Below are 23,048 nucleotides of genomic sequence, written 5' to 3' on the forward strand. Positions count from 1 at the left end.
AAAGGTACAAAATTTCTATCACATTGAGGATTAGATAGTTGTAAATAATCTTAATATTTAACGACACTCCCTATATTAACAATGGAAAAATTTAAAGTAATCATAGTGGAAGACGTGCCCTTGGAACTCAAAGGCACCGAAGGAATTCTGCATAATGAAATGCCCGAAGCCGACGTCATAGCTACAGCCGATTCGGAAGATGCATTCTGGAGAGAATTCAGACAAAACAAGCCCGACCTCGTGCTTCTCGACTTGGGTCTTGGAGGCAGCACGACGGTGGGAGTGGAGATTTGCCGCAAGCTGAAAGGCGAGCACCCGGAAATGAAGGTGCTTATCTTCACGGGCGAAATACTGAACGAACGCCTTTGGGTTGACGCTATTGATGCTGGATGCAACGGCATAATACTCAAGAGTGGCGAAATGCTTACCCGTAGCGACATAATGCGGGTGTTGGAAGGAAAGAAATATGTATTCAACCAGCCTATATTAGAAAAGGTGGTGGAACGCTTCTGCGAGTCGGTACGCAACGTCATGCAGCACAATGACGCCATGATACGCTACGAGATTGACGAGTATGACGAGCGCTTCCTGCGCCATCTTGCCCTTGGCTACACTAAGGAGCAAATCTCCAACCTGCGTACAATGCCTTTCGGAGTGAAGAGTCTGGAGAAGCGTCAGAACGAACTTGTTCAGAAACTCTTCCCTAACGGCAATCAGGGAATGGGCATCAACGCCACACGTCTTGTGGTGAAGGCTTTCGAGCTTCAGATACTTGACGTGCAGAACCTTTATGCCGATGAGTAGAAGGCTTGTCACCATAATATCGGCTTACACATGCCTGGCGCTCTTCGTCATTCAGATAGCGTTGGTGTTGGGTTCGTGGGTGGCTTCGGTGCTATTTCCCGAACTTGCAATACGCTCTATGTTTGTAGGCGAAAGCGTAAGGTGGTTTTGGAGCAGTCTGGCTGACAATATGTCGTCCACGCTATTGGTGTGGCTTCTGCTGTCGGGCGCTATGGTCGAACTGTTTGTAGGAGGCGGACTGCTCAGGGCCATAACTTCCTACCGTCAAACTACCGATTACGAACGGATGGCTCTGATGGTTGTGGCGTGGGAATTGGTGGCAATGGCAATTGTGCTTTTCCTGCTTGCCTTCGTTCCGCATGCCGTGTTGCTGAGCGCGCTCGGTACGATTACGCCCGATTCCTATATTGACAGCTTCGTGATAATGGCAATGGTAGGGGTGAGCATAATGTCGCTTACCTACGGCATGGTGACGGGACGCTACCCGACGTTTGTAGATGCTTTTGGCGCTGCCGCAACGGGTGTAGCCACGACAGCACCATTAGTTATTGTGTATTTGTTGGCAGCAGAACTCTACAGCTCTGTTGTCTGGATGTTCACTTGATGTCGAGATTGTCAAATACAAGTCCCTTTTGCAATACCTTGTCAAACTCGTTCTCGAAGTTGGGAGTGAATACCGATTTGCCGATGTTCTCCTTTATCTCGTCGAGAGTCCAGTAGCGTCCGCCGTCCAGTTCGTCTGTACTCGGATGTATCGGCTCGTTGTAAAGAGTGCAAAACACATTGACAAGCTCTTTCTCTACACGGCTCTCAAATACGTACGACTTTATGAAGACAGGGCTGAAGCGGCTGATGCCCAGTTCTTCGGACACTTCACGATGCAGAGCCTCAGCAATAGTCTCGCCATAGTCGACGTGTCCGCCACATGCCGTGTCCCATTTGCCCGGTTGAATGTCTTTCCATTCAGGACGCTTCTGCAGATAAAGTCCTTTCTGCCGGTTGAATACATGCAGATGAACTACGGGGTGAAGCTGCTTCGAACCATTGTGTGCTTCGCCCCTTGAAATGCGGCCTATAACGTTTCCGCTTTCGTCGACGAGCTGGAAACACTCGTTCTTATTGTCCTTTTTCATATTTTGGGTTCAATCTTTTTTGTCATTTTAGTGTTACGGCTTCTTCATTCAGCATTACAGCTTCTTCATCCAGCTTTAATACTAATTACAGGCTGATGGTGTAGATTTTGCTGCCGCTGAAGGAGTTCTGGATAGAGTCGTTGTCGGGTGTGGTCTTGAATATTCCGAAGATGGAACTGCCGCTGCCGCTCATCTGTGCGTAGGCTGCTCCTGCTTCGTACAGCTTGTCCTTGATGTCCTGCAATTCGGGATATTGTGCGAAGACGCTCTCCTCGAAGTCGTTGGTAAGCAATCCCTTCCATTGTTCTATAGGCATGGCAACTATCTCGCGGCACGACACCTCGGGCATGCGTGGAGTAATACCGGCAAAGGCCTCCTTGGTCGATACGGACACCTGTGGCTTCACAATGACGAGAGTGTAACCGCTCAATGTGTTGTCTGTGATTTCTACAGGCGACAGAATATCTCCAATACCCTCAGCATAGGCAGGTTCGGCATTTATGAAGAACGGGCAGTCGGCACCAAGACGTGCAGCATACTTCTCCAGTTCGGCATTGCCTGCATTGATGCGAAAACGCTGGTCGAGCAGCTTCAGCATGAAAGCAGCATCGCTCGAACCGCCACCAAGTCCTGCCTGGCTCGGAATACGCTTGTACAGATGTGCGTGAATGCGCGGAATTTCATAATCGGCAGCCAGCAAGTTGTAGGCTTTCACCACAAGATTGTCAGCCTCGTTGCAGCATATTCCGTCACCGCTTACCTTGAGGTTGCAATTCGTGTCAGAAGGGAATTGCTCGCTCATGGTCTTTATCTCCAAAGCATCACAAAGCTGCACGGGCAGGAATACTGTCTGCAGATTGTGGTAGCCGTCGTTTCGCTTCTCGACGATATTAAGTCCGAGATTTATTTTAGCGCAAGGAAAATCTATCATATAATATAAGGTGTAGTTAGGGGTGAATGCAAGAGGGGATGTGCCCACACATCCATTGCATGAAGCATATCCCCTCAGGTTTTCAGTAAATATATTATTTCTCTCTCTTTATCTTGTCAACGTAAGCATCGATAACAGCCACGGCTGTGATGTTGACGATGTCGCGTACCGAGCTCTCGAAGTCGGTGAAGTGGATAGGCTTGTTAAGACCCATCTGGATCGGGCCGATGATCTCGGCATCAGGATCTAAAGCCTGCAGCAACTTGTAGCTGCCCTGGGCGCTGCTCATATTGGGGAATACGAGAGTGTTGACATCCAGTCCCTTCAAGCGTGTGAACGGATACTTGTCGTCACGAAGCTGCTTGTTGAGAGCAAAGTTGACCTGCATCTCGCCATCGATAATCATGTCGGGATAACGCTCCTGCAGAGTCTCCACAGCATTGTGAACCTTTACCGGGCTGCCAATCTCGTCAGTACCGAAGTTAGAGTAGCTGATCATGGCAATGTGCGGCTTCTCGTTGAAGAACTGTACCGTGTTGGCAGAAAGACGGGCGATGTCGATAAGTACGTTCTCGTCGGGATGACGGTTGATGAGTGTATCCGAGAGGAAGAACACGCCCTTCTTGGTGTTGAGGATGTGCATTGTGGCGAAAGTGCTGAACTCCGGACGAATGCCGATAACCTCCTTAGCCACCTTGATAGTGTTGGAGTATTTGGTGTACAATCCGGTGATGAATGCGTCAGCATCGCCTGTCTCCACCATCATCATACCGAAGTAGTTGCGCTCGTACATCTTGTCGTAAGCTTCCTCAAAGGTGTAACCCTGACGGGCACGCTTCTTGGCAAGGTGCTTGGCGTAAGTGGCACGTCTGCCCTGTTCCTGATCGGCACGCATGTCAATCAGTTCAATACCGTCGAGATTAAGCTTCAAGCGTTCAGCCACACGACGCAAACGGTCGGGGTTGCCCAGAAGGATAGGGTAGCAGAAGCCTTCGGTCTTGGCCTGTACGGCAGCCTTCATCATAGATGGGTGAGCACCTTCGGCAAACACAACGCGCTGCGGGTGCATGCGTGCAGTATCGTGAAGGTTGCGTGTCAGCTTGGTTTCCTGGCCGAGCAGCTCCATAAGGTTCTTCTTGTACGAATCCCAGTCGGTAATGGTCTTTCTTGCCACTCCGCTTTCGATAGCAGCCTTAGCCACGGCAGCACTAACCTCTGTGATAAGACGCGGATCAACGGGTTTCGGTATGAAGTACTTAGGACCGAAGCTGAGGTCGTTGACATGGTAAACCTCATTAACAATATCGGGAACCGGCTGCTTAGCCAAGTCGGCAATAGCATGTACGGCAGCCATCTTCATCTCCTCATTGATAGCCTTGGCATGAACGTCAAGAGCGCCACGGAAAATGTATGGGAAACCGATTACATTGTTAATCTGGTTGGGATAGTCGCTACGTCCGGTAGACATGAGCACGTCAGGACGGCTTGCCATTGCATCCTCGTAGCTGATTTCAGGCACGGGGTTGGCAAGAGCAAATACGATAGGCGAATCAGCCATTGAGCGAATCATATCCTGCGAAAGCACATTACCCTTTGACAGACCTACGAATACGTCGGCACCTTTGATAGCCTCCTCAAGAGTGTGAATGTCGGTTCGGTTGGTGGCAAACATCTGCTTCTGTGGTGTAAGGTTAGGACGGTCGGCTGTGATTACGCCCTTAGAGTCGAGCATTACGATGTTCTCTACCTTTGCTCCCAATGCCACATAAAGCTTTGTGCAGCTGATGGCAGCCGCTCCGGCACCATTTACAACGATGCGCACATTGGCAATATCCTTGCCTGCCACTTCGAGAGCGTTCTTCAGTCCGGCAGCCGAGATGATGGCAGTACCGTGCTGGTCGTCGTGCATTACAGGAATGTCGAGAGTCTTCTTCAGACGCTCCTCAATGTAGAAGCATTCAGGAGCCTTGATGTCCTCAAGGTTGATGCCGCCGAATGTCGGGGCAATCTTCTCTACAGCCTCGCAGAACTTCTCAGGGTCTTTCTCGGCTACCTCAATGTCGAACACATCGATGCCTCCGTATATCTTAAACAGAAGTCCCTTGCCTTCCATTACTGGCTTGCCGCTCATGGCACCAATGTCGCCAAGGCCAAGTACTGCAGTACCGTTAGAAATTACAGCAACGAGGTTGCCCTTATCTGTGTACTTATACACATCGTCAGGATTGCTCTGGATTTCCAAGCATGGGAAAGCTACTCCTGGAGAATATGCAAGACTAAGGTCGGTTTGGGTGTGGTAAGGTTTTGTCGGCTTGACTTCAATTTTGCCAGGACGACCGCTTTGGTGGTATTCCAAAGCGCTTTCTTTTGTAATTTTTACCATTTTTATTCTGTTTTAGTTATTTTATGTTCATTTATTTACAAAATACTAACGTTATCTTATAATACGATACAAAAGTAACTAAAAACAAGAAAACCTACAACTTTATTTGCGTTTTTATTTGGAAAACTTTGACTCGGCCAAAAGTTTTTGTAACTTTGCAGCGCTTAAAACATACACATTAAATATATACTGATAAATCATACAGATGCATAAAGACAATTTACAGACCAACTACCGTATGGAGTTGCCTGCCAAGATAATGCAAGTAGCAATGCGTGAGTTCAGACGTTGTGGCGTCAAGGCTGTCAAGATGGACGATATAGCAAGTAGGCTGAGCATATCGAAGCGTACATTATATGAAATATTCTCAAATAAGGAAGAATTGCTTTTGGAATGTGTCCGTATGCAAGAGGAGGCTTTCGACAGCCATATGACTGAATTCGGCAGCGACAGCAGTCACAATTCTATTGACATTATACTTGAGTTTTACAGGTTTCAGATGCAAAACGTAAGTGACGTGTCGCCGGCTTTCTATGAGGAACTCTCCAAGTATGGACATGTGGTGGATTTTCTCAACAAGAAGCGCATCAAGCGTAATGCCAATGCCAAGGCGTTTTTTGCACATGGCGTGAGTGAGGGCTATTTCCGTAAGGATGTCGACTTTGACATAGTGTCGCAGATAGGTGCTGCTTCCATGGAGCATGCCATGAAGACAAAGATGTATGAAAAATATGGAATGAAGGATTTGCTGCACAACATTCTCTTCCTCTTCTTGCGTGGCTTGTGTACGGCTGAAGGCATTGCTCTGCTCGACGCTTCCGATGTCGAGTAAGGACAATTGGGAACTTAGTACGTCACGTAAGGCTCTATTCTTTTAAGGTCTTCGGGCGAGAATTCCTTCAACAGGCGCAATTCGCTTATGGATTTGATTATGCCGTGCAGCCGTCGGTAGTTGACTATCGCACTTGCCTGATAATAATTAATGTATGGATGGCGCTTGATTTGTGCAAGCGAACTCTTGTTTAAGTTTATTTTCTTGATGTTGTCGCTGTCGATATTGATATAGGCAATGGCCTTGGCAGGAAAGTCATCAATCTCAAGCAGTTGTTCTTTCGAAACATATCCGCCGAGGCGCGTGCGGTAATCCACTATGCGTCGGGCATAGTAGCTGCCTATTCCTGGTATCTTCTTCAATTCGGTTGTGTCTGAGCTGTTTATCTTTAAGGTCTCGCCTGGCTTTATTTTGGGCGAGTAGGCTTTGTCTTTTATATCCTGTTCGGTAGAATGATAATCGTTTGTAGTTATAGTGTAATTAGAATGCTGCTTGCCCTTTCTTACTTCTGGCAAAGATGAGGCAGGAAGGTAATCGCTTGATATGCGTATGTATGGTGCAAGACGCTTGTAGTCTTTGGCGGTCAGACCATATACGTAGGCAAAGTCTTCCTTGCATTGGTAGACGCCACCGTGGGCTCTATATTTGTAAATGTTACGAACTTGCCATGGCTGAAGTCCAAGACGTAGAAGTTGTGTGCTGTCGGCTGTATTTGGGTCGAAGCAGAAAGTTTCTACCTTGCGTGATGGCAAAGCATATGCGTCGGCAACATCTTCATCATGTCGTGATAGGTTCAAGTGTAGAGTGCTGTCTGTCGGATAGTTGATATTGTCACTGCTGTACTCTGTATCAGCTAAAAAACCGATTAAAGCTGAAATGACAACTAATAGACTTATGAGAAACAGCAAACCTCGTCTGTCTGATTTTATCATAGTAGTATGGCTTAAGGTATAGTATATTTTGCACAAAGATACGAAACGGAATGATTTTGTGCAAGATAATTCTTAAAAAGAATATAGTTTAGTAATAAAATAAAGCCTAATGTTTTGTCAATTTGAGCTAAAACATTACCTTTGTGTGCAAATTATAAAATTCCATCTTCATTCTTACTAATTATATGTGAGAAACTTTCATACTGGTTAAGTGTGAGAAACTAAAGAGGCAATTAGCATGGTTACAAATAAAAGTGTAAAAATAATTGGTTTCATCCTAGGGTTCTTCTTGATTTTAGGATGTAACTCACGTAGCAACAAATCATCTGAAGTTGGTGAAGATTTTGTGGCTAAACAGAATTTACAAGGCATTTGGCTTGATGACGATGACGATGATGTTGTCTTTCGAATCAAGGGAGATACTGTTTATTTCCCCGATTCTACTAGTATGCCTGCGTATTTCCGCATTGAGAAGGATTCATTTATAATAGTAGGTGGCAACACCATTAGCTACCATATAATAAAGCAAACGCCACATTTGTTTGTTTTCATAAATCAGAATGGCGAGAAGATAAAGCTTTGTAAGACGAATGATAAATCTTATTTAGATATGTTTGCTGCCAAGACTGTGTTGACAATAAACCAAAATAAGATTGTCAAGCGTGATACAGTGTTCTATAATAATGGCGATAAATATCATTGCTATATTCAGGTGAATCCTACCACGTATAAGGTGGCTAAAAGTTCATGTAATGAAGATGGGGTACAAGTGGATAATGTCTACTATGATAATATTGTTAATTTGAATGTATATAAAGGAGCAGGCAAAGTTTATTCAAGTGACATGCGTAAAGAAATCTTCAAAAATGAAGTGCCAAATCAGTTCTTGCGTCAGGCAGTGTTCAGTGATATGACATTTGATAAGGCGGATAATGAAGGTATGCATTTCTTTGCAGTTCTTGCTATTCCTGAAACTTCTATAAGTTATTATGTAGAAAATGTTGTCACTTATAATGGTAAAATTTTCTTTAGAATAAAGAAGTAGAATAGGTAAATATAATATAGAAAAAAGAATATCATATTGTTTTTCGGAGTAATATGATATTCTTTTGTTTTTCCATGTAGAGTTACATAATAATTATAACTGTATTATCTTGTTTTGATATTCTTATAGCCTACAAGTTGGTCAGTTCTTTGGCCGAACTGTCGGAAATATACAAGTATCTGGTATTCGTTTTCTGTTTGGTAGAAATTGCCTTCGCATGGCAATGGTATGGTTCTTGCTTCGTCTAGGCTAGTAGTTACATACCGGTAAGAGTAATAGCCTTGTTTCAATATTGCACACGCTTCATATTGTTTGGCTTCATTATTGTATTCCATCTTAATGCCATGTTCTCCCATAATGTTTGTCCATACTCCATTAATGTAAACAGGAGTCGTTTGCCGAGGTATGCTTAATGTAAACTTGACGTTGACATAGTCTGAAGCAATGTCGTTTTCGACGTTGTCGCTATTGCGAATGTAGAAATGTCCGTTGGCATCTTCATCGTATATATAATTGCGTCGGGGTTCGTCGGTCCATAGGTCAGCACAATATTTAACTCCATCCCAATATATTGACTCTACACCCATAGAGGGTCGTTCGACATCAAGAATCTCAAACTTGCGGTATTCGTTGCCTCCCTCGAATATCAGTTCGCGATTATGGTTGAAAATTATTTTTTTTGTGAGCCTTGTTTGTGGAATAGGGTTGTAGCGTGCCGTGCTCCATACGCCGTTTTGCATGACTATCGTCGTTACTTCTTTTTTGGGGTCGGATATAATCAATCCGGAGAAATCCACGCTGCCAGACACCTGCTGGTGTTTGGTGTTTGCGTCAATGTCGGTATTCGATGACACTCTGGCTTCAACTTTCACAGTAGGATTCACCACCATAAAATGAGCATATAGAATGGTATCCTTGTCATTGTCGTCATAAATAGCAAGCCTATAGTTGCCGCTCATCTTCAGTCGGCATCGGTCGTTGGGTATTGACAGACTGTAATGGGTGTAAATGGTGTTTGTGTTGACCGACTTGGCGTAGCTGTCTATAATGTCGCCATCGGCAAATCCGTCGCAATAGTCGGTGTCGAATATTCCCTCAGAAGGAGACCAGTCTGCCTCGCAATGCTGCAATCTATAGGAATATCGGTGGTAGTCGTGGGTAAGGTCGTCGAAACAGATGTTTATAGGAGTGTCGTCGCTAATGTTGATGATTGGCATAGAAAGCCAGTTGTTGCCGGCTGTCACCTGCAACGAAGCGATGTTATTGCACAATACGACATCCCTTTGGGCTGAGGCTGCCATGCCAATGCACGAGGCTGCCCCTGCCAAAAATATTTTTATGGGGAGGTGTAGCAACATATCTGTCAAACAATAAATCGGATTATAAATCTACAGAAACCTTGAAGTTCAACTGACGGCCAGTCAGATAATTCGGCACAGCATATTGTTGGGCGGTGACGTCAGTAACCCAGTAGTAGGAGTTGACATTGCTTATGCCCAGCAGATTGAGACACTCTACGCCCAGCCATACATTGCGCAATGTGCTGTGCTTGCTGCTATGACTGGTGTTGTCAACGAGGCGGTAGCTGAGTCCCATATCCACACGCTTGTAGGCTGGAGCACGGAACGAGTTGGTCTCCAGTTCCTGATGTGGAGCCGAGAAAGGCAGTCCGTCGGCATAAGCCAGCTTTAATGACATCTTCCAGCGCTGGGTTCCGGGGAAGTAGTCGGTAAAGAAGAGGCTTATGGCAAACCGCTGGTCGGTAGGGAGAGGTATTGACTTGTTGTTGAGCTTCATCCTTGTGTTCATCAACGAGAACGACAGCCACGAGTCGGCTCCTGGCACAAATTCTCCGTAGAGTTTCATGTCAAGTCCGGCAGCGTGTCCGTTGCATTCGTTGCCACCATAGTACACCACCTTGACGTTGTTGACGCTATAGGGGATAAGGTTGCCGAGAATCTTGTAGTAAGCCTCTGCCGAGAAGCGGAACTGCCGGTTGTTCATCTTGAAACGATAGTCGTATCCGGCAATGATGTGAACTGAGCGTTGGCTCTTTGCCTTACGGTTGAGTGTGGCATACGTCACGCCGTTGACGGTAGATGTATCGCGTATTTCCTTGAAGAAAGGTGACTGATAGTACAGTCCGGCAGCCAGTCGCATGGTGACATTCTCGTTGAATGCAGGTATTATGCCGAGCGAAAGGCGTGGGCTGAATATTGTCTCCTTATTGTAGCTCCAATGGGATATGCGCACGCCGTAATTGAGTGTGTAGAGCGTCTTCTTGCTTGGACTGGTAAAGCGATATGTGTCCTGGATGTAAGCCTCCATGCGTCTGGCGCTGAGCGAATTCTTGGCGCGCATGCTGTAAATCATCTTAAGGTCGTTGCCAGTATGCGGAATGTTGTAATTGCTTGAGTCGCGCATCTCGTATTCAGCCGAGTTCTCCGTAACGTGCTCGTTCTTAAAGGTGAATGCAGCCTCAATGTCGTGCTTCTTCGCCTTAGTGTTGAACATCATCTTAAGACTTTCGACATGAGCGTCGAGATAATTGCGGGCGTGCTGGAAGAAAGTGCCGACACCAAGATTTTCGCTGGTCTCGGTCTGTGTAAGCCAGTATTGTCCCTGAATGTCGTAGCGTTCCTGCTCGTGGGTCTTGAATGCAGAAGCAATAAGCGACAGCTTTGTGGCATCGCCTGTCTTGTATGTCAGTCCTGCCGAACCGAAATAGGTGCGGAAGACATCCTTCTCCTGTCCGTCAAAATATACGCGAAAGGACTTTACGTCTTCGCTTGTTCCGAATCTTGTCTCGCGGTCTTCGGGAAAGAAGTTGTAGTTGTTGTTAGAGATGTTGCCCAGTATGTTTATCTCCCAACGCTTGTTGGGCTTGAGCGTAAGGTATGTTTGATAGTCGACGAAAGTGGGGCGGTACTCGCCTTTGGTGTCGAGTGATCCGAGTAGATTGCGTGTCGTCTTGTATCTCACGCTATTGCTCCATGCGAACTTTTTGTTGCCATAGCCCACATAAATGCCGTCGCCCAACAGACTTGCATAGGCTGAAGCCTCAAACCTTGAGGGTTGGCGGTAGGTGATGTTTAGAGCCGATGACATTTTGTCGCCATAGCGCGCCTCGTAGCCACCGGTTGAAAACTCTATCTTTTCGACCATATCGGAATTGATGATAGATATGCCTTCTTGTTGTCCGCTTCTAACCAGAAACGGGCGGTATATTTCGACATTATTTATATATACGCTGTTCTCGTCGAACGAACCGCCTCGTACATTATACTTCGAAGACAATTCGTTGTGGGTAGATACGCCAGCCTGACCTTGCAGCATTTCTTCAACGGAATTGCCAGTAACTGAAGGCATATTTTTGATGTCGTCTTTCTTGAGCTGTTGCATCTGTCCGGTCTGGATTTTTGTACCGATCACGGTCACTCCTTCTATCTCTCCAACATTACTATATAGTACAGTCTGCAGAGCCTGCTTGTCGCGTGGTTTTCTGAGTATTCTTGTTTTGGTGCGATAGCCAATCATCGAGAAGCGTATTTCTACTGAGTCGGCTGAGTGCAGTTGCAGGGTGTATTCGCCCTTTAACGATGTCATAGTCATTTTGCCTTGTTTGGCACAAGACACCGTGGCAAATTCTATAGGATTATTGCTCTCGTCAATGACGCGTCCGTGTAGGGTGAATGATTGTGCCTTCAGAACTGTAGGCACAAAAAAAACAAGGACGTTTATAAGTATGAATAGAAATTTCTTATTTTTCATACTTAATAAACGTCCTTGTAAAACTATTATTGCCTTAATGCCTTATTAAAAATGCTGCCGTTTATATAGAATTGCGCATTTGCATGAGACATTGTTTCTGTTTGTCAGACAAGTTGGTAGGCAGCTTTACGTTGTAGGTTATGATGAGGTCGCCCATTGTGCCGTCCCCCCTGTCGTAGCCTTTGCCACGCAAGCGTACTTTTGTTCCGTTCTGTGTCTCGGGTTTAACCTTAAGCTTGATTTTCGAACCGTTGCCCAACTGTATTATCACCTCGCCGCCGAGTAGGGCAGTATAGAGGTCGATGTTGACGTTGGCGTTCATCTCGCCCGTGTTTTGCCGCATTGTGCTGCGCATACGTGAGCTGCGGCTTCTGCCTGCTTTAGCTCCGAACAGATCCTGGAAGAAGCTCGAAAAGCCTCCACCTTCAGATCCGAAGCCCGAGAAGTCGAAACCTTCAAACGGAGAGCCTCCGCTTGCATTGCCGTCGGAACTCCAGTAGTAGCTACCGTTGCCGCCTCCGGCAGCACCTCCATTTTGGGCAAATGCGTCAGCCTCACGCCATTTCTCGCCATACTGATCGTATTTCTTACGCTTCTCAGGGTCGGATATGACATCGTAGGCTTCATTCAGGGCTTGGAACTTAGCCTTGGCTTTAGGGTCGTTCGGATGCAAGTCCGGATGAAACAGTTTGGCACGTTTGCGATAGGCTTCACGCACTTGGTCTTGAGGTATGTTGCGGTCAACTCCAAGAATCTTATAGTAGTCAATAAATGCCATAATTAATTTCTCCTTTCTTTTATATACCCCAATGCAAAATCCATGCCACGAGCTGACGTTGCGGCTGTTATTTGAACAGGCTGCGGAAGACTGTAGGTATAGGCGTTGAGAAGTCCATTCGTTCGCCCGTCACTGGATGGGTGAAGCACAGCATATAGGCATGCAGACAGAGGCGATGCAGCGGGTCGTCGCCATTGCCGTATTTAATGTCGCCGCAGACAGGATGACCCATGTCGGCAGAATGTACACGTATCTGGTTCTTGCGTCCGGTTTCAAGCTTGTATTCCACAAGCGTGTGCTCGGTAGTGCGGTTGAGCACATGGTAGTGGGTCACCGCATATTTGCCTCCGTTGTCTACTGGTGACGAGTAGGTGATGTAAGCCTTGTTGTCCTTCAGCCAATTGGCTATAGTGCCGTTGTCGTCCTTCATCTCGCCACTTGTCACAGCTACGTAACGTCGGTCGTAGACTATCTGGTGCCAGTTGTGCTCGAGAATCTGCTCGGTGTCAATGTCCTTGGCGTAAATCATCAGTCCGGATGTGTCGCGGTCGAGACGATGCACTACGTGGGCACGACACTTCTGATGCGACTTGGCAAAATAGTCGTCGAGTACCGACTTCACGTTCAAGGAAGAGTGTCCGGCAGCCATCGACAGAATGCCTATATTCTTTTCTACTACGACAATCCAGCGGTCTTCGTAGACAATCTTGACAAACTTATTCTTGAAATCGCACTTACGTTTGTGGCGGCTCACGCTAATGGTGTCGCCAGCCTTAAGAGGCGTGTCGAATTGTGTTACGACCTTGCCGTTGATTCTTATGCCATGTCCTTGCAGTATCGCCTTGGTCTTGGAGCGGCTTTCGCCAATGGTATTGAGCAGATACTCAAGTAGTGGAGCCGGCTGAGTGCCGTTGAATGTGTACAAAGTACAGTCGGAGTTGTTTCTTTGTACATTTGAGCTATTTCGTGTGTTGAAGTTTTTTGATGCCATAGTATTATTTGAATTATATTTTGCAAAGGTACATATTTTTGTTGGCAACTTGCCATTAAGAACAAAACTTCATATGCGAAAATCTGTTAATTAAAGTCGGCTTTCTGAGCATGGTGGCTTTACAATATATAAATTCGATTTGTCTGTACGGAAAAAATTGAGTAACTTTGCACGCAAATACTTGGTTATTTATTAAAATTCAATTAATTACAAATAATAGTCAATGATAACAGTTAGCAATCTCGCGATACAGTTCGGAAAGAGAGTATTATACAAGGATGTTAATCTGAAATTTACAGCAGGTAATATTTATGGTGTTATTGGTGCCAATGGTGCCGGCAAGTCTACACTTCTGCGCGCAATAAGCGGCGACCTGGAGCCAAACAAGGGTTCTGTTGAACTCGGCCCGGGAGAGCGCCTTTCGGTGCTTGAGCAGGACCACTTCAAATTTGACGAATATCGTGTTCTCGATACTGTTCTTATGGGTCATGAACCTCTTTGGAACAATATGAAGGAGCGTGAGGCTCTTTATTCTAAATTGGAAATGACTGAAGAGGACGGCAACCGTGCGGCTGATCTTGAGCTTAAGTTTGCCGAAATGGATGGTTGGGAGGCTGAGAGCAACGCTGCACAGATGCTTTCCAATCTTGGTATCCCGGAGGCATTGCACGAGAAGCAGATGAGCGAACTCTCCAACAACGAGAAGGTACGTGTCATGCTTGCAAAGGCTCTCTTTGGTGATCCTGACAACCTCTTGCTTGATGAGCCTACCAACGACCTTGACCTCGACACCGTACAGTGGCTTGAGGAGTATCTCAGCAATGTGGAGCAGACCGTGCTTGTAGTTAGTCACGACCGTCACTTCCTTGATGCAGTAAGTACTCAGACTGTTGATATCGACTTCGGTAAGGTTACTGTATTTGCCGGTAACTATTCGTTCTGGTATGAGAGTTCGCAGTTGGCATTGCGTCAGCAGCAGAACCAGCGCCAGAAGGCTGAGGAAAAGCGTAAGGAGCTTGAGGAGTTCATTCGCCGATTCTCTGCCAATGTGGCAAAGAGTAAGCAGACCACTTCGCGTAAGAAGATGCTTGAGAAGCTCAATGTTGAGGAGATTCGTCCGTCAAGCCGTAAATATCCTGGCATCATCTTCCAGATGGAGCGCGAGCCGGGCAACCAGATTCTTGAGGTTGAAGGACTTAAGGCTGTTGACGATGACGGAACAGTATTGTTCGACAACGTTAACTTCAACATAGAGAAGGGTGAGAAGGTGGTGTTCCTCAGCCATAATCCTAAGGCTATGACAGCCCTCTTCGAGATTATCAATGGCAATCGTGAGGCTGCAGCAGGTACTTTCAAGTGGGGTGTTACTATCACTACAGCATACTTGCCACTTGACAATACCGAGTTCTTCAAGAGTGACAAGAACCTCGTAGACTGGCTTTCGCAGTATGGTCCGGGCAATGAAGTTGTGATGAAGGGTTTCCTTGGACGTATGCTCTTCTCGGGTGAGGATGTGCTGAAGAAGGTGAACGTGCTTTCGGGAGGCGAGCGCATGAGATGTATGATTGCACGTATGCAGCTGAAGAATGCCAACTGTCTTATACTCGACACTCCTACCAACCACTTGGACTTGGAGAGTATTCAGGCTTTCAACAACAACCTTGTGGCATTCAAGGGAAATATCCTCTTCTCAAGCCACGACCACGAATTCATCCAGACTGTTGCCAATCGCATAATCGAGCTTACACCGAATGGTACAATCGACAAGCTTATGGATTATGACGATTATATCTACAGCGAAGACATCAAGGCGTTGAAAGCGCAGATGTATAATAAATAATGTATAGTAATAGCGTGTCGTAGACGTGCTAACCTGTAAAATATAATACGAGTAGGCAACTTTATGCGGACAGCCATCAATCGAAAAGTCTGCATTTTTGTCTACTCGTATGTTTTTCTGTGCATATGTTTCAATTTGGCAAGGATTTTGTAGTGTACTTTAGAAAAACGTATTTTACTAAGAACAAAAGCAAGATGAAAAATAACGATAAAACAGAAGAGAAAGACATTGAAGTTAAGGACGGAAATGTAGAAGCCGCTGCAGCCGAAGAAGCTAAAGAGGCAGAAACAACTGATTGTAACGAAGAAACGACAGAAGACGGCAATGACGTGAACGCAAAGCTTGAAGCTGCCCAAAAAGAGATAGAGCAATTGCGCGACCGCTATTTGCGTACAGCAGCCGAGTTTGACAACTACAAGAAGCGTACGCTTAAGGAAAAGGCTGAGTTGCTGCTCAATGGTAGCGAGAAGACTGTTTGTGCTGTTCTTCCCGTATTGGACGATTTCGAGCGTGCACTTGCTACCGAAACCGACGATGCTCAGGCCGTAAAAGATGGCATGAAGCTGATATACAACAAGTTCAAGAAGGTGCTTGAATCAATCGGCGTAAAGAAGATAGAGACTGATGGACAAGACTTCAACGTTGACTATCATGAGGCAGTAGCTATGGTTCCTGGTATGGGCGACGACAATAAGGGCAAGGTTATAGACTGTCTGCAGACAGGCTATAAGCTTAACGATAAAGTGATACGACACGCCAAGGTAGCTGTTGGACAGTAAGTAGTTAACAATCCTCAATATTAATGCAATGGCAAAAAGAGACTATTACGAAGTACTTGGCGTTAGCAAGACTGCCACAGATGACGAGATAAAGAAGGCTTACCGCAAAATAGCCATAAAGTATCACCCTGACAAGAATCCCGGCGACAAAGAGGCTGAGGAGAAATTCAAGGAGGCTGCTGAGGCTTATGATGTGTTGCATGATGCGAACAAGCGTCAGCAGTATGACCAGTTCGGCTTTGACGCTCCCGGTGGTGGTAGCGGCTTTGGAGGCTTCGGCGGAGGTGGCAGCTTCTCTATGGATGACATCTTCTCTATGTTCGGTGATGTATTTGGCGGACATGGAGGAGGTTTTGGCGGATTTGAAGGCTTCGGTGGAGGCGGACAAAGACAGAAACCCCAATATCGTGGAGCCGATCTGCGCATAAAGGTCAATCTCACGCTTCAGGAAATCGCAACAGGCGTTACTAAGAAATTCAAAGTCAAGAAATATGTACAATGCCAGCATTGTCATGGTACTGGAGCTGAAGGCGGTAGCGGCAGCGAGACTTGTTCTACATGTCATGGTAGCGGCGTTGTGACACGTACTGTCAGGACAATGCTTGGTATGATGCAGACCCAATCGGAATGTCCTACTTGTAATGGTGAAGGCACTATTATCAAGAACAAATGTAAGGAATGTGGCGGCAGCGGCATCGTAAAGGGTGAGGAAGTTGTCGAGATAAAGATTCCTGCTGGCGTTGCTGAGGGTATGGTAGTGAATGTACCGGGCAAGGGAAATGCCGGTCAGCATAATGGTGTAAACGGTAATATTCAGGTGTATATTACAGAAGAGCCTAACGATACCTTTGTTCGTGACGGCAATGACGTGATTTACAATCTCCTTCTTGACTTCCCGACGGCTGTACTTGGCGGAACTGTAGAAGTGCCGACAATAGATGGCGGTAAGGTGAAGATAAAGATTGAAGCAGGAACACAGCCAGGCAAGACATTGCGTTTGCGTGGTAAGGGTCTGCCTTCGGTACAGGGTTACGGCAATGGTACTGGCGACTTGGTTGTCAATATCAGCGTGTACATTCCTAAGGAACTTTCGTCGAGCGAGAAGAAGGCCATTGAATCGTTCCGTGACAGCGATAACTTCAAGGGCGACAAGGAAACAAAGAAGTCTATTTTTGACCGTTTCAAGAATTACTTTAACTAAATCATTATAAAAATGGATGTGCCAAATGCACTTGGACTATGTTCCAGTCAACTTTAGGCACATCCTTTTTTGTTTCTATAAATACTGAATTACTATGGATTACAAGCAGACAGTTGAATATCTTTTCAACTCAACTCCTGTATTCGAGAAGGTGGGAGCTTCGGCTTACAAGGAAGGACTGTCCAACACTTTGGCTTTGGATGAACATTTTGGACATCCGCACACACATTTCAAGTCAATTCATATAGCTGGTACCAACGGCAAGGGCTCGTGCTCGCATACGATTGCTGCCATTCTGCAGTCGGCAGGATACAAGGTGGGACTATACACATCGCCTCATCTTGTCGATTTTCGTGAGCGCATACGTGTCAATGGAGTCTGCATAGACGAGCAATATGTTATAGATTTCGTAGAGAACGAGCGCCATTTCTTCGAACCTCTGCATCCTTCATTCTTTGAACTTACAACGGCTTTGGCTTTCAAGTATTTTGCCGAACAGAAGGTTGATATTGCCATTATAGAAGTAGGCTTGGGTGGACGACTCGATTGCACTAATATCATTACTCCTTTAGTGTCGGTCATTACCAATATAAGTCTGGATCATACCATGTTCTTGGGCGATACGTTGGCTAAGATTGCCACGGAGAAAGCAGGAATTATCAAGCAGAACGTGCCGGTCGTTATAGGTGAGGCAATCGACGAAACTCGTCCCGTATTTGAACGCATTGCCCGTGAACACAATGCCCCAATAGTATTTGCAGAAGACTCTTCAGGTATTGTTTCAGCAAAGGTTGACGGATTAAACGGAATTGATTATACTACAACTTGTTATGGTACTTTCAAAGGCGCATTGGGAGGCTTTTATCAAGTAAAGAATGCCAATACCATTTTGCACGTTGTAGATTTGCTTCGCAGTAGTAATATGAGCATTCCCACAGCCTGCGTTCAGAAGGGATTCGCTGAGGTGTGCGCTCTTACCGGACTTATGGGACGATGGCAGACTGTGCGCCGCCAACCATTGGTAGTATGTGACACAGGACATAACGAAGGAGGATGGCAGTATTTGGGCAAGCAGATACTTCAGCCTGAATGCAAGACACGTCGTATTGTCTTCGGAATGGTAGACGACAAGGATATAGATCATGTGATGAACCATCTGCCTAAGAATGCCGTCTACTACTTCACCAGAGCTACGACGCATAGGGCAATACCTGAGACTAAGGTGCTGGAGTACGGCAAACAGCATAATCTGCATGGCAACTGTTATGGCAGCGTTGCCGAAGCGTACGAGGCGGCCTTGTCGGATGCAGACCCGCAGGATTTCATCTTCGTAGGAGGCAGCAGCTATGTTGTTGCTGACTTTCTAGAGCACTTGTAGCAAAACAAGTAGGGCAAGGGGTCTTGCTTCGTTTTATGATTCTGTAGATAGGTTTCTTCGCTACATCTCCATTATGCCTTCGTTATGCCTTCGTTCCCTCCGTTGTGAACTCGATCTACATTCGTTAGCGGAGCGAAAACATAACGAACGTATAGCGAAGGCATAACGAAGATGTAGCGAAGGAGGAACGAATAAGGAACGAGGAAATTTATAATTAAATTTATTACTTTAAATATATTGACATTTTTACACTTCTGTCATTTAATCATTAAGAAGATTAGCAATTAATTGTTTTTAACGAACGTTCGCTGACTTTTTTGTCTCTTTCCCTTGGGCAATACGTTTTTTTTTGGTTACTTTGCATCAACGTTAACAAACTAAAAACATGAATTATGAATAACACTACAGAGACAGAAAACATCTGTGGTCTGAAAAGAAGTGACTTTCAGACTACTATCGGCGGTAAGCAAACTGATCTTTATATACTCAAGAACAGTCAGGGCAATGAAGTTGCTATAACTAACTATGGTGGAGCAATAGTTGCCATAATGGTGCCGGACAAGAATGGAAAACATGCCAACGTCATTCAGGGCCATGACAACATTCAGGATGTCATCAATTCGCCCGAGCCTTATCTTTCAACACTTGTTGGACGCTACGGCAACAGAATATGCAAAGGACAGTTCCAGCTCAATGGCAAAGTATATCATCTCCCCATCAACAATGGTCCTAACTGCCTGCATGGCGGCAAGAAAGGCTACAATGCCAAGGTTTGGGAAGCATTGCAGATGAACGCACAGACATTGGTGCTGAAATATACAAGCCCTTATGGCGAAGAAGGCTTCTCGGGAGAGGTGAAGGTGACTGTAGAATATTCTTTTACAGACGACAACGAGCTTGTAATTGAGTATATGGCAAAGACAAACAAGAAGACCGTGATTAACCTTACAAGCCATGGATTCTTCTCACTTGCAGGCATTGCCAACCCGACACCTGCCATTGACAACCTCGAGTGCGAGATCAATGCCGACTTCTATCTGCCTATTGACGATACATCAATACCTACAGGCGAAATCCGCATGGTAAAGGGAACTCCGTTTGATTTCCGTTCACCGAAACCAGTAGGACAGGACATCGATGCAGACGACGAGCAGATAAAGAACGGTGCAGGCTACGACCATTGCTTTGTACTTAACAAGGCAGAAGAAGGTGAGCTTAGCTTTGCTGCAAAAATCAAGGAGCCAGTGAGTGGCCGAACAATGGAAGTTTATACAACCGAACCTGGAGTGCAGGTTTATACAGACAACTGGGCCGATGGATACAAGGGACAGAATGGAGCGACATTCCCGCGTCGCAGCGCTATCTGCTTCGAGGCACAGCATTTCCCCGACAGCCCAAATCGTCCTTACTTCCCGTCTGTAGTACTTAATCCTGGTGAGGAGTACACACAGAAGACAATCTATAAGTTTGGAGTTTCTTTATAACATTAATCTAAATAAATCGTAACATAACTAAAACAACAAACAAAACAATGGAAAATTCCACAAAAAAACAAGGCAGTATTATTGCTATTTTTGCAATGATATTTCTCTTTGCAATGATTGCCTTTGTGACAAACCTCTGTTCGCCAATGGCTATCATATTGAAAAATGCTTTCCAGGTGCCTGAGAGTTTGGCACAGGTTGGCAACTATGGCAACTTTGGCGCTTACCTTCTTATGGGTGTTCCTGCCGGTCTGCTTATCGACAAGATTGGTTATAAGAAGACAGCCCTTGCTGCTCTCGTAGTAGGTGTTATCGGTCTGCTTATCCAGTGGGTCAGCGGTTCAATGGGCTTCGTTGTTTACCTTATCGGTGCTTTCATCTCGGGTCTTTGCATGTGTATGCTTAATACAGTAGTAAACCCGATGCTTAACCTTCTCGGTGGTGGTGGTAGTACAGGTAACCAGCTTATCCAGATTGGTGGTGTATTCAACTCAGCAGCTGCTGTATGTGTATACATGCTTATGGGTAGCCTTATCGGCGACGCATCGAAGGCTAAGGTTGCCGATGCTGCTCCTGCACTTTTCATCGCTCTTGCCATCTTCATCTTTGCTCTTGTTGTAATCTTCTTCACCAAGATTCAGGAGCCTCAGCATGTTTCAAGCAATACTGTAAAGGATGTGAACGACAAGTATAGCTGCTATTCATTCCGTCACTTCAAGTTGGGAATGCTTGCTATTGCTGTTTATGGTGCAGTAGAGGTAGGCCCTCCTACTTATATACTTGGATATCTTACTTCTGCAAAGGATGCTGTTAACCCAGGTATGGGTATGGATGCAGGTTATTGCGGTACTCTTGCTGCTGTTTACTTTATCTTTATGCTCATCGGCCGTTTCGTTGGTGGCGTAATTGGTGGTAAGGTATCGCCTAAGGCAATGATTGCAACTGTAAGCTTTGTAGCTATGGTTCTTGTTGCTGTGGGTATGGTTCTTCCTACATCTATGACAGTTAGATGTCCTGGTATTGACTATACAACTATGAGCTTTGTATGGGGTGAGGTTCCGGCAGGTATCTTCGCTTTCCTTCTCATCGGTTTGTGTGCTTCAGTAATGTGGGGTGGCATCTTCAACCTTGCAACAGAGGGTCTTGGCAAGTACACAGCAAAGGCTTCTGGCGCATTCATGATGATGGTTGTAGGTTTTGCTGTAATGATCGGTATTCAGGCTAAGGTTGTTGACTTTACTCACAGCTATATCACCAGCTTCATCGTTGTATTGCTTAGTGCAGCATATATCTTCTATTTCGCACTTTGGGGCTCAAAGAACGTAAATACAGACATTCCTGTAGAATAAATATAAAATGGGCTTGCGTTTCGAGGCATTCGTCTTGATGGCAGGCCTTTTTTTAATCTAAATATTAACTAAAAACACTATTGATTATGGATATTGAATTTGTAAGAAGCCGCTTTATCAAGCATTTTGACGGTAAGACTGGAAATATTTATCAGTCACCAGGTCGTATAAACCTCATTGGTGAGCACACCGACTATAATGGTGGTTTTGTATTTCCTGGTGCAGTAGATAAGGGTATCATGGCTGAGCTTCGTCCTAATGGTACTAACACAATTATGTGTTACTCTATCGACCTTAAGGACCGTGTAGAGTTTAAGGTTGACGATCCTAAGGGACCGCGTGCAAGCTGGGCTCGCTACATCTATGGTGTAGTGCAGGAAATGCGCAAGCTTGGTGTTGACGTTAAGGGCTTCAACACAGCATTTGCAGGTGATGTGCCTCTGGGTGCCGGTATGTCTTCATCGGCTGCTCTTGAGAGCTGCTTCGCCTTTGCATTGAACGACTTGTTTGGTGATAACAAGGTGAGCAAATGGGATATGGTTCTTGCAGGTCAGGCTACAGAGCACAACTACTGTGGTGTTAACTGCGGTATCATGGACCAGTTTGCAAGTGTATTCGGTAAAGAGGGTTGCCTCATGCGTCTCGACTGCAACAGCCGTGAGTTTGAATACTTCCCGTTCCGTCCGGTAGGCTATAAGCTCGTATTGCTCAACTCTTGTGTTAAGCACGAACTTGCAGGTTCGCCTTATAACGACCGCCGCAACTCTTGCGAGAATGTTGTTAAGCACATAGCTGCAAAGCATCCTGAGTCTAAGTTCGATACTCTGCGTGACTGCACATGGGAGCAGCTTGAGGATGTAAAGGCAGAAGTAGGCGAAGAAGATTACAAGCGTGCTCACTTCGTACTCGGTGAGAAGGACCGTGTACTTGCAGTATGCGATGCACTCAACGCTGGCGATTATGAGACTGTAGGCAAGAAGATGTATGAGACTCATGAGGGTCTGAGCAAGGAGTATGAGGTTTCTTGCGAGGAACTCGACTTCCTCAACGATATTGCCAAGGAAAACGGTGTAACTGGTAGCCGTATCATGGGCGGTGGCTTCGGTGGCTGCACTATCAATCTCGTTAAGGAGGAACTTTACGATCAGTTCATTGCTGACGCCAAGGCTAAGTATTCTGCCAAGTATGGCAAGGTGCCTAAGGTGATTGACGTTGTTATCAGCGACGGTTCACACAAGGTTTGCTAATTGGTCTAAGAGGTCGAACGGCCTCAATGGCTAAACCATATTTATCCCTCTGTTTGTCTTTTGGGCAAATAGGGGGATTTTTATATTGTTTGTTTTCAAATCTTTTATTTGCCAAATTCAATGATTTTCTGTAATTTTGTAAATATATTTGACTAAGAACAAACTATAGG

19 protein-coding genes are annotated in these 23,048 nt (G+C 45.6%); 11 read left to right on the top strand and 8 right to left on the bottom strand.

The window, feature by feature from the left end:
* Nucleotides 1-81: 81 nt before the first annotated feature.
* Nucleotides 82-804, top strand: a complete 723-nt coding sequence (locus I6E38_RS07125; RefSeq protein ID WP_235393308.1) for a DUF5932 domain-containing protein — start codon at nt 82-84, stop codon at nt 802-804.
* Nucleotides 797-1,408 (top strand): hypothetical protein, encoded by a 612-nt coding sequence (locus tag I6E38_RS07130; protein WP_235393309.1) that lies wholly within the window; start codon nt 797-799, stop codon nt 1,406-1,408. Before I6E38_RS07125 ends, I6E38_RS07130 begins: the two co-directional genes overlap by 8 nt.
* On the opposite strand, the gene I6E38_RS07135 is transcribed toward I6E38_RS07130, so the two are convergent.
* The 3 genes from I6E38_RS07135 to I6E38_RS07145 all read right to left on the bottom strand — a co-directional run bounded on the left by I6E38_RS07135 (nt 1,401) and on the right by I6E38_RS07145 (nt 5,251).
* Nucleotides 1,401-1,937, bottom strand: a complete 537-nt coding sequence (locus tag I6E38_RS07135; protein ID WP_235393310.1) for an NUDIX hydrolase — start codon at nt 1,935-1,937, stop codon at nt 1,401-1,403. The genes I6E38_RS07130 and I6E38_RS07135 overlap by 8 nt on opposite strands.
* Before the next feature lie 85 nt (nt 1,938-2,022).
* Complete coding sequence (gene ispE / locus I6E38_RS07140) at nt 2,023-2,868, bottom strand: 4-(cytidine 5'-diphospho)-2-C-methyl-D-erythritol kinase (RefSeq protein WP_235393311.1); 846 nt, start codon at nt 2,866-2,868, stop codon at nt 2,023-2,025.
* A 94-nt stretch (nt 2,869-2,962) separates the two neighbouring features.
* The gene (locus I6E38_RS07145; RefSeq protein WP_235393312.1) at nt 2,963-5,251 is read right to left on the bottom strand and encodes an NADP-dependent malic enzyme; all 2,289 of its coding nucleotides are present in this window, start codon (nt 5,249-5,251) and stop codon (nt 2,963-2,965) included.
* 205 nt (nt 5,252-5,456) lie between these two features.
* Here I6E38_RS07145 and I6E38_RS07150 point away from each other — a divergent pair, with 205 nt between their 5' ends.
* A complete protein-coding gene (locus I6E38_RS07150; RefSeq protein ID WP_235393313.1) occupies nt 5,457-6,083 on the top strand; it encodes a TetR/AcrR family transcriptional regulator in 627 nt (208 codons plus the stop codon).
* Nucleotides 6,084-6,097: 14 nt separating this feature from the next.
* Here I6E38_RS07150 and I6E38_RS07155 read toward each other — a convergent pair whose 3' ends face one another.
* Nucleotides 6,098-7,015 carry a ComEA family DNA-binding protein gene (locus I6E38_RS07155; protein WP_235393314.1) on the bottom strand — a complete coding sequence of 306 codons (918 nt, stop codon included), beginning with the start codon at nt 7,013-7,015 and terminating at the stop codon, nt 6,098-6,100.
* Between the two features lie 238 nt (nt 7,016-7,253).
* Between I6E38_RS07155 and I6E38_RS07160 the strand changes: the two genes are divergently transcribed.
* Entirely contained in the window at nt 7,254-8,060 is an 807-nt protein-coding gene (locus I6E38_RS07160; RefSeq protein ID WP_235393315.1) for a DUF4738 domain-containing protein, read from the top strand.
* A 104-nt stretch (nt 8,061-8,164) separates the two neighbouring features.
* Here the strand turns inward: I6E38_RS07160 and I6E38_RS07165 are convergent, their stop codons facing one another.
* The 4 genes from I6E38_RS07165 to I6E38_RS07180 form a co-directional block, all read right to left on the bottom strand.
* On the bottom strand, nt 8,165-9,361 hold the full coding sequence (locus tag I6E38_RS07165) for a type IX secretion system plug protein (protein ID WP_455131394.1): 1,197 nt from the start codon (nt 9,359-9,361) through the stop codon (nt 8,165-8,167).
* 79 nt (nt 9,362-9,440) lie between these two features.
* Nucleotides 9,441-11,831 carry a TonB-dependent receptor gene (locus tag I6E38_RS07170; protein WP_235393317.1) on the bottom strand — a complete coding sequence of 797 codons (2,391 nt, stop codon included), beginning with the start codon at nt 11,829-11,831 and terminating at the stop codon, nt 9,441-9,443.
* Between the two features lie 61 nt (nt 11,832-11,892).
* Nucleotides 11,893-12,609, bottom strand: a complete 717-nt coding sequence (locus I6E38_RS07175; protein WP_235393318.1) for a DnaJ domain-containing protein — start codon at nt 12,607-12,609, stop codon at nt 11,893-11,895.
* Between the two features lie 67 nt (nt 12,610-12,676).
* Nucleotides 12,677-13,600, bottom strand: coding sequence for an RluA family pseudouridine synthase (locus I6E38_RS07180; protein ID WP_235393319.1), 924 nt, complete (start codon nt 13,598-13,600; stop codon nt 12,677-12,679).
* A gap of 223 nt (nt 13,601-13,823) precedes the next feature.
* Between I6E38_RS07180 and I6E38_RS07185 the strand changes: the two genes are divergently transcribed.
* From I6E38_RS07185 to galK, 7 genes are all read left to right on the top strand, one after another.
* A complete protein-coding gene (locus tag I6E38_RS07185; RefSeq protein ID WP_235393320.1) occupies nt 13,824-15,440 on the top strand; it encodes an ABC-F family ATP-binding cassette domain-containing protein in 1,617 nt (538 codons plus the stop codon).
* A gap of 194 nt (nt 15,441-15,634) precedes the next feature.
* Complete coding sequence (locus I6E38_RS07190) at nt 15,635-16,219, top strand: nucleotide exchange factor GrpE (RefSeq protein WP_235393321.1); 585 nt, start codon at nt 15,635-15,637, stop codon at nt 16,217-16,219.
* 28 nt (nt 16,220-16,247) lie between these two features.
* Nucleotides 16,248-17,420 (top strand): molecular chaperone DnaJ, encoded by a 1,173-nt coding sequence (gene dnaJ, locus I6E38_RS07195; RefSeq protein ID WP_235393322.1) that lies wholly within the window; start codon nt 16,248-16,250, stop codon nt 17,418-17,420.
* Nucleotides 17,421-17,514: 94 nt separating this feature from the next.
* Nucleotides 17,515-18,798: a bifunctional folylpolyglutamate synthase/dihydrofolate synthase gene (locus tag I6E38_RS07200; protein WP_235393323.1), complete on the top strand. Its 1,284-nt coding sequence runs from the start codon at nt 17,515-17,517 to the stop codon at nt 18,796-18,798.
* A gap of 392 nt (nt 18,799-19,190) precedes the next feature.
* Nucleotides 19,191-20,282 (top strand): aldose epimerase family protein, encoded by a 1,092-nt coding sequence (locus I6E38_RS07205; RefSeq protein WP_235393324.1) that lies wholly within the window; start codon nt 19,191-19,193, stop codon nt 20,280-20,282.
* 47 nt (nt 20,283-20,329) lie between these two features.
* A complete protein-coding gene (locus I6E38_RS07210; protein ID WP_235393325.1) occupies nt 20,330-21,631 on the top strand; it encodes an MFS transporter in 1,302 nt (433 codons plus the stop codon).
* A gap of 86 nt (nt 21,632-21,717) precedes the next feature.
* Entirely contained in the window at nt 21,718-22,878 is a 1,161-nt protein-coding gene (galK, locus tag I6E38_RS07215) for a galactokinase (protein WP_235393326.1), read from the top strand.
* Nucleotides 22,879-23,048: the final 170 nt, after the last annotated feature.

The sequence above is a fragment of the Leyella stercorea genome (genome assembly GCF_021531355.1).
In the GTDB taxonomy this organism is placed as follows: domain Bacteria; phylum Bacteroidota; class Bacteroidia; order Bacteroidales; family Bacteroidaceae; genus Prevotella.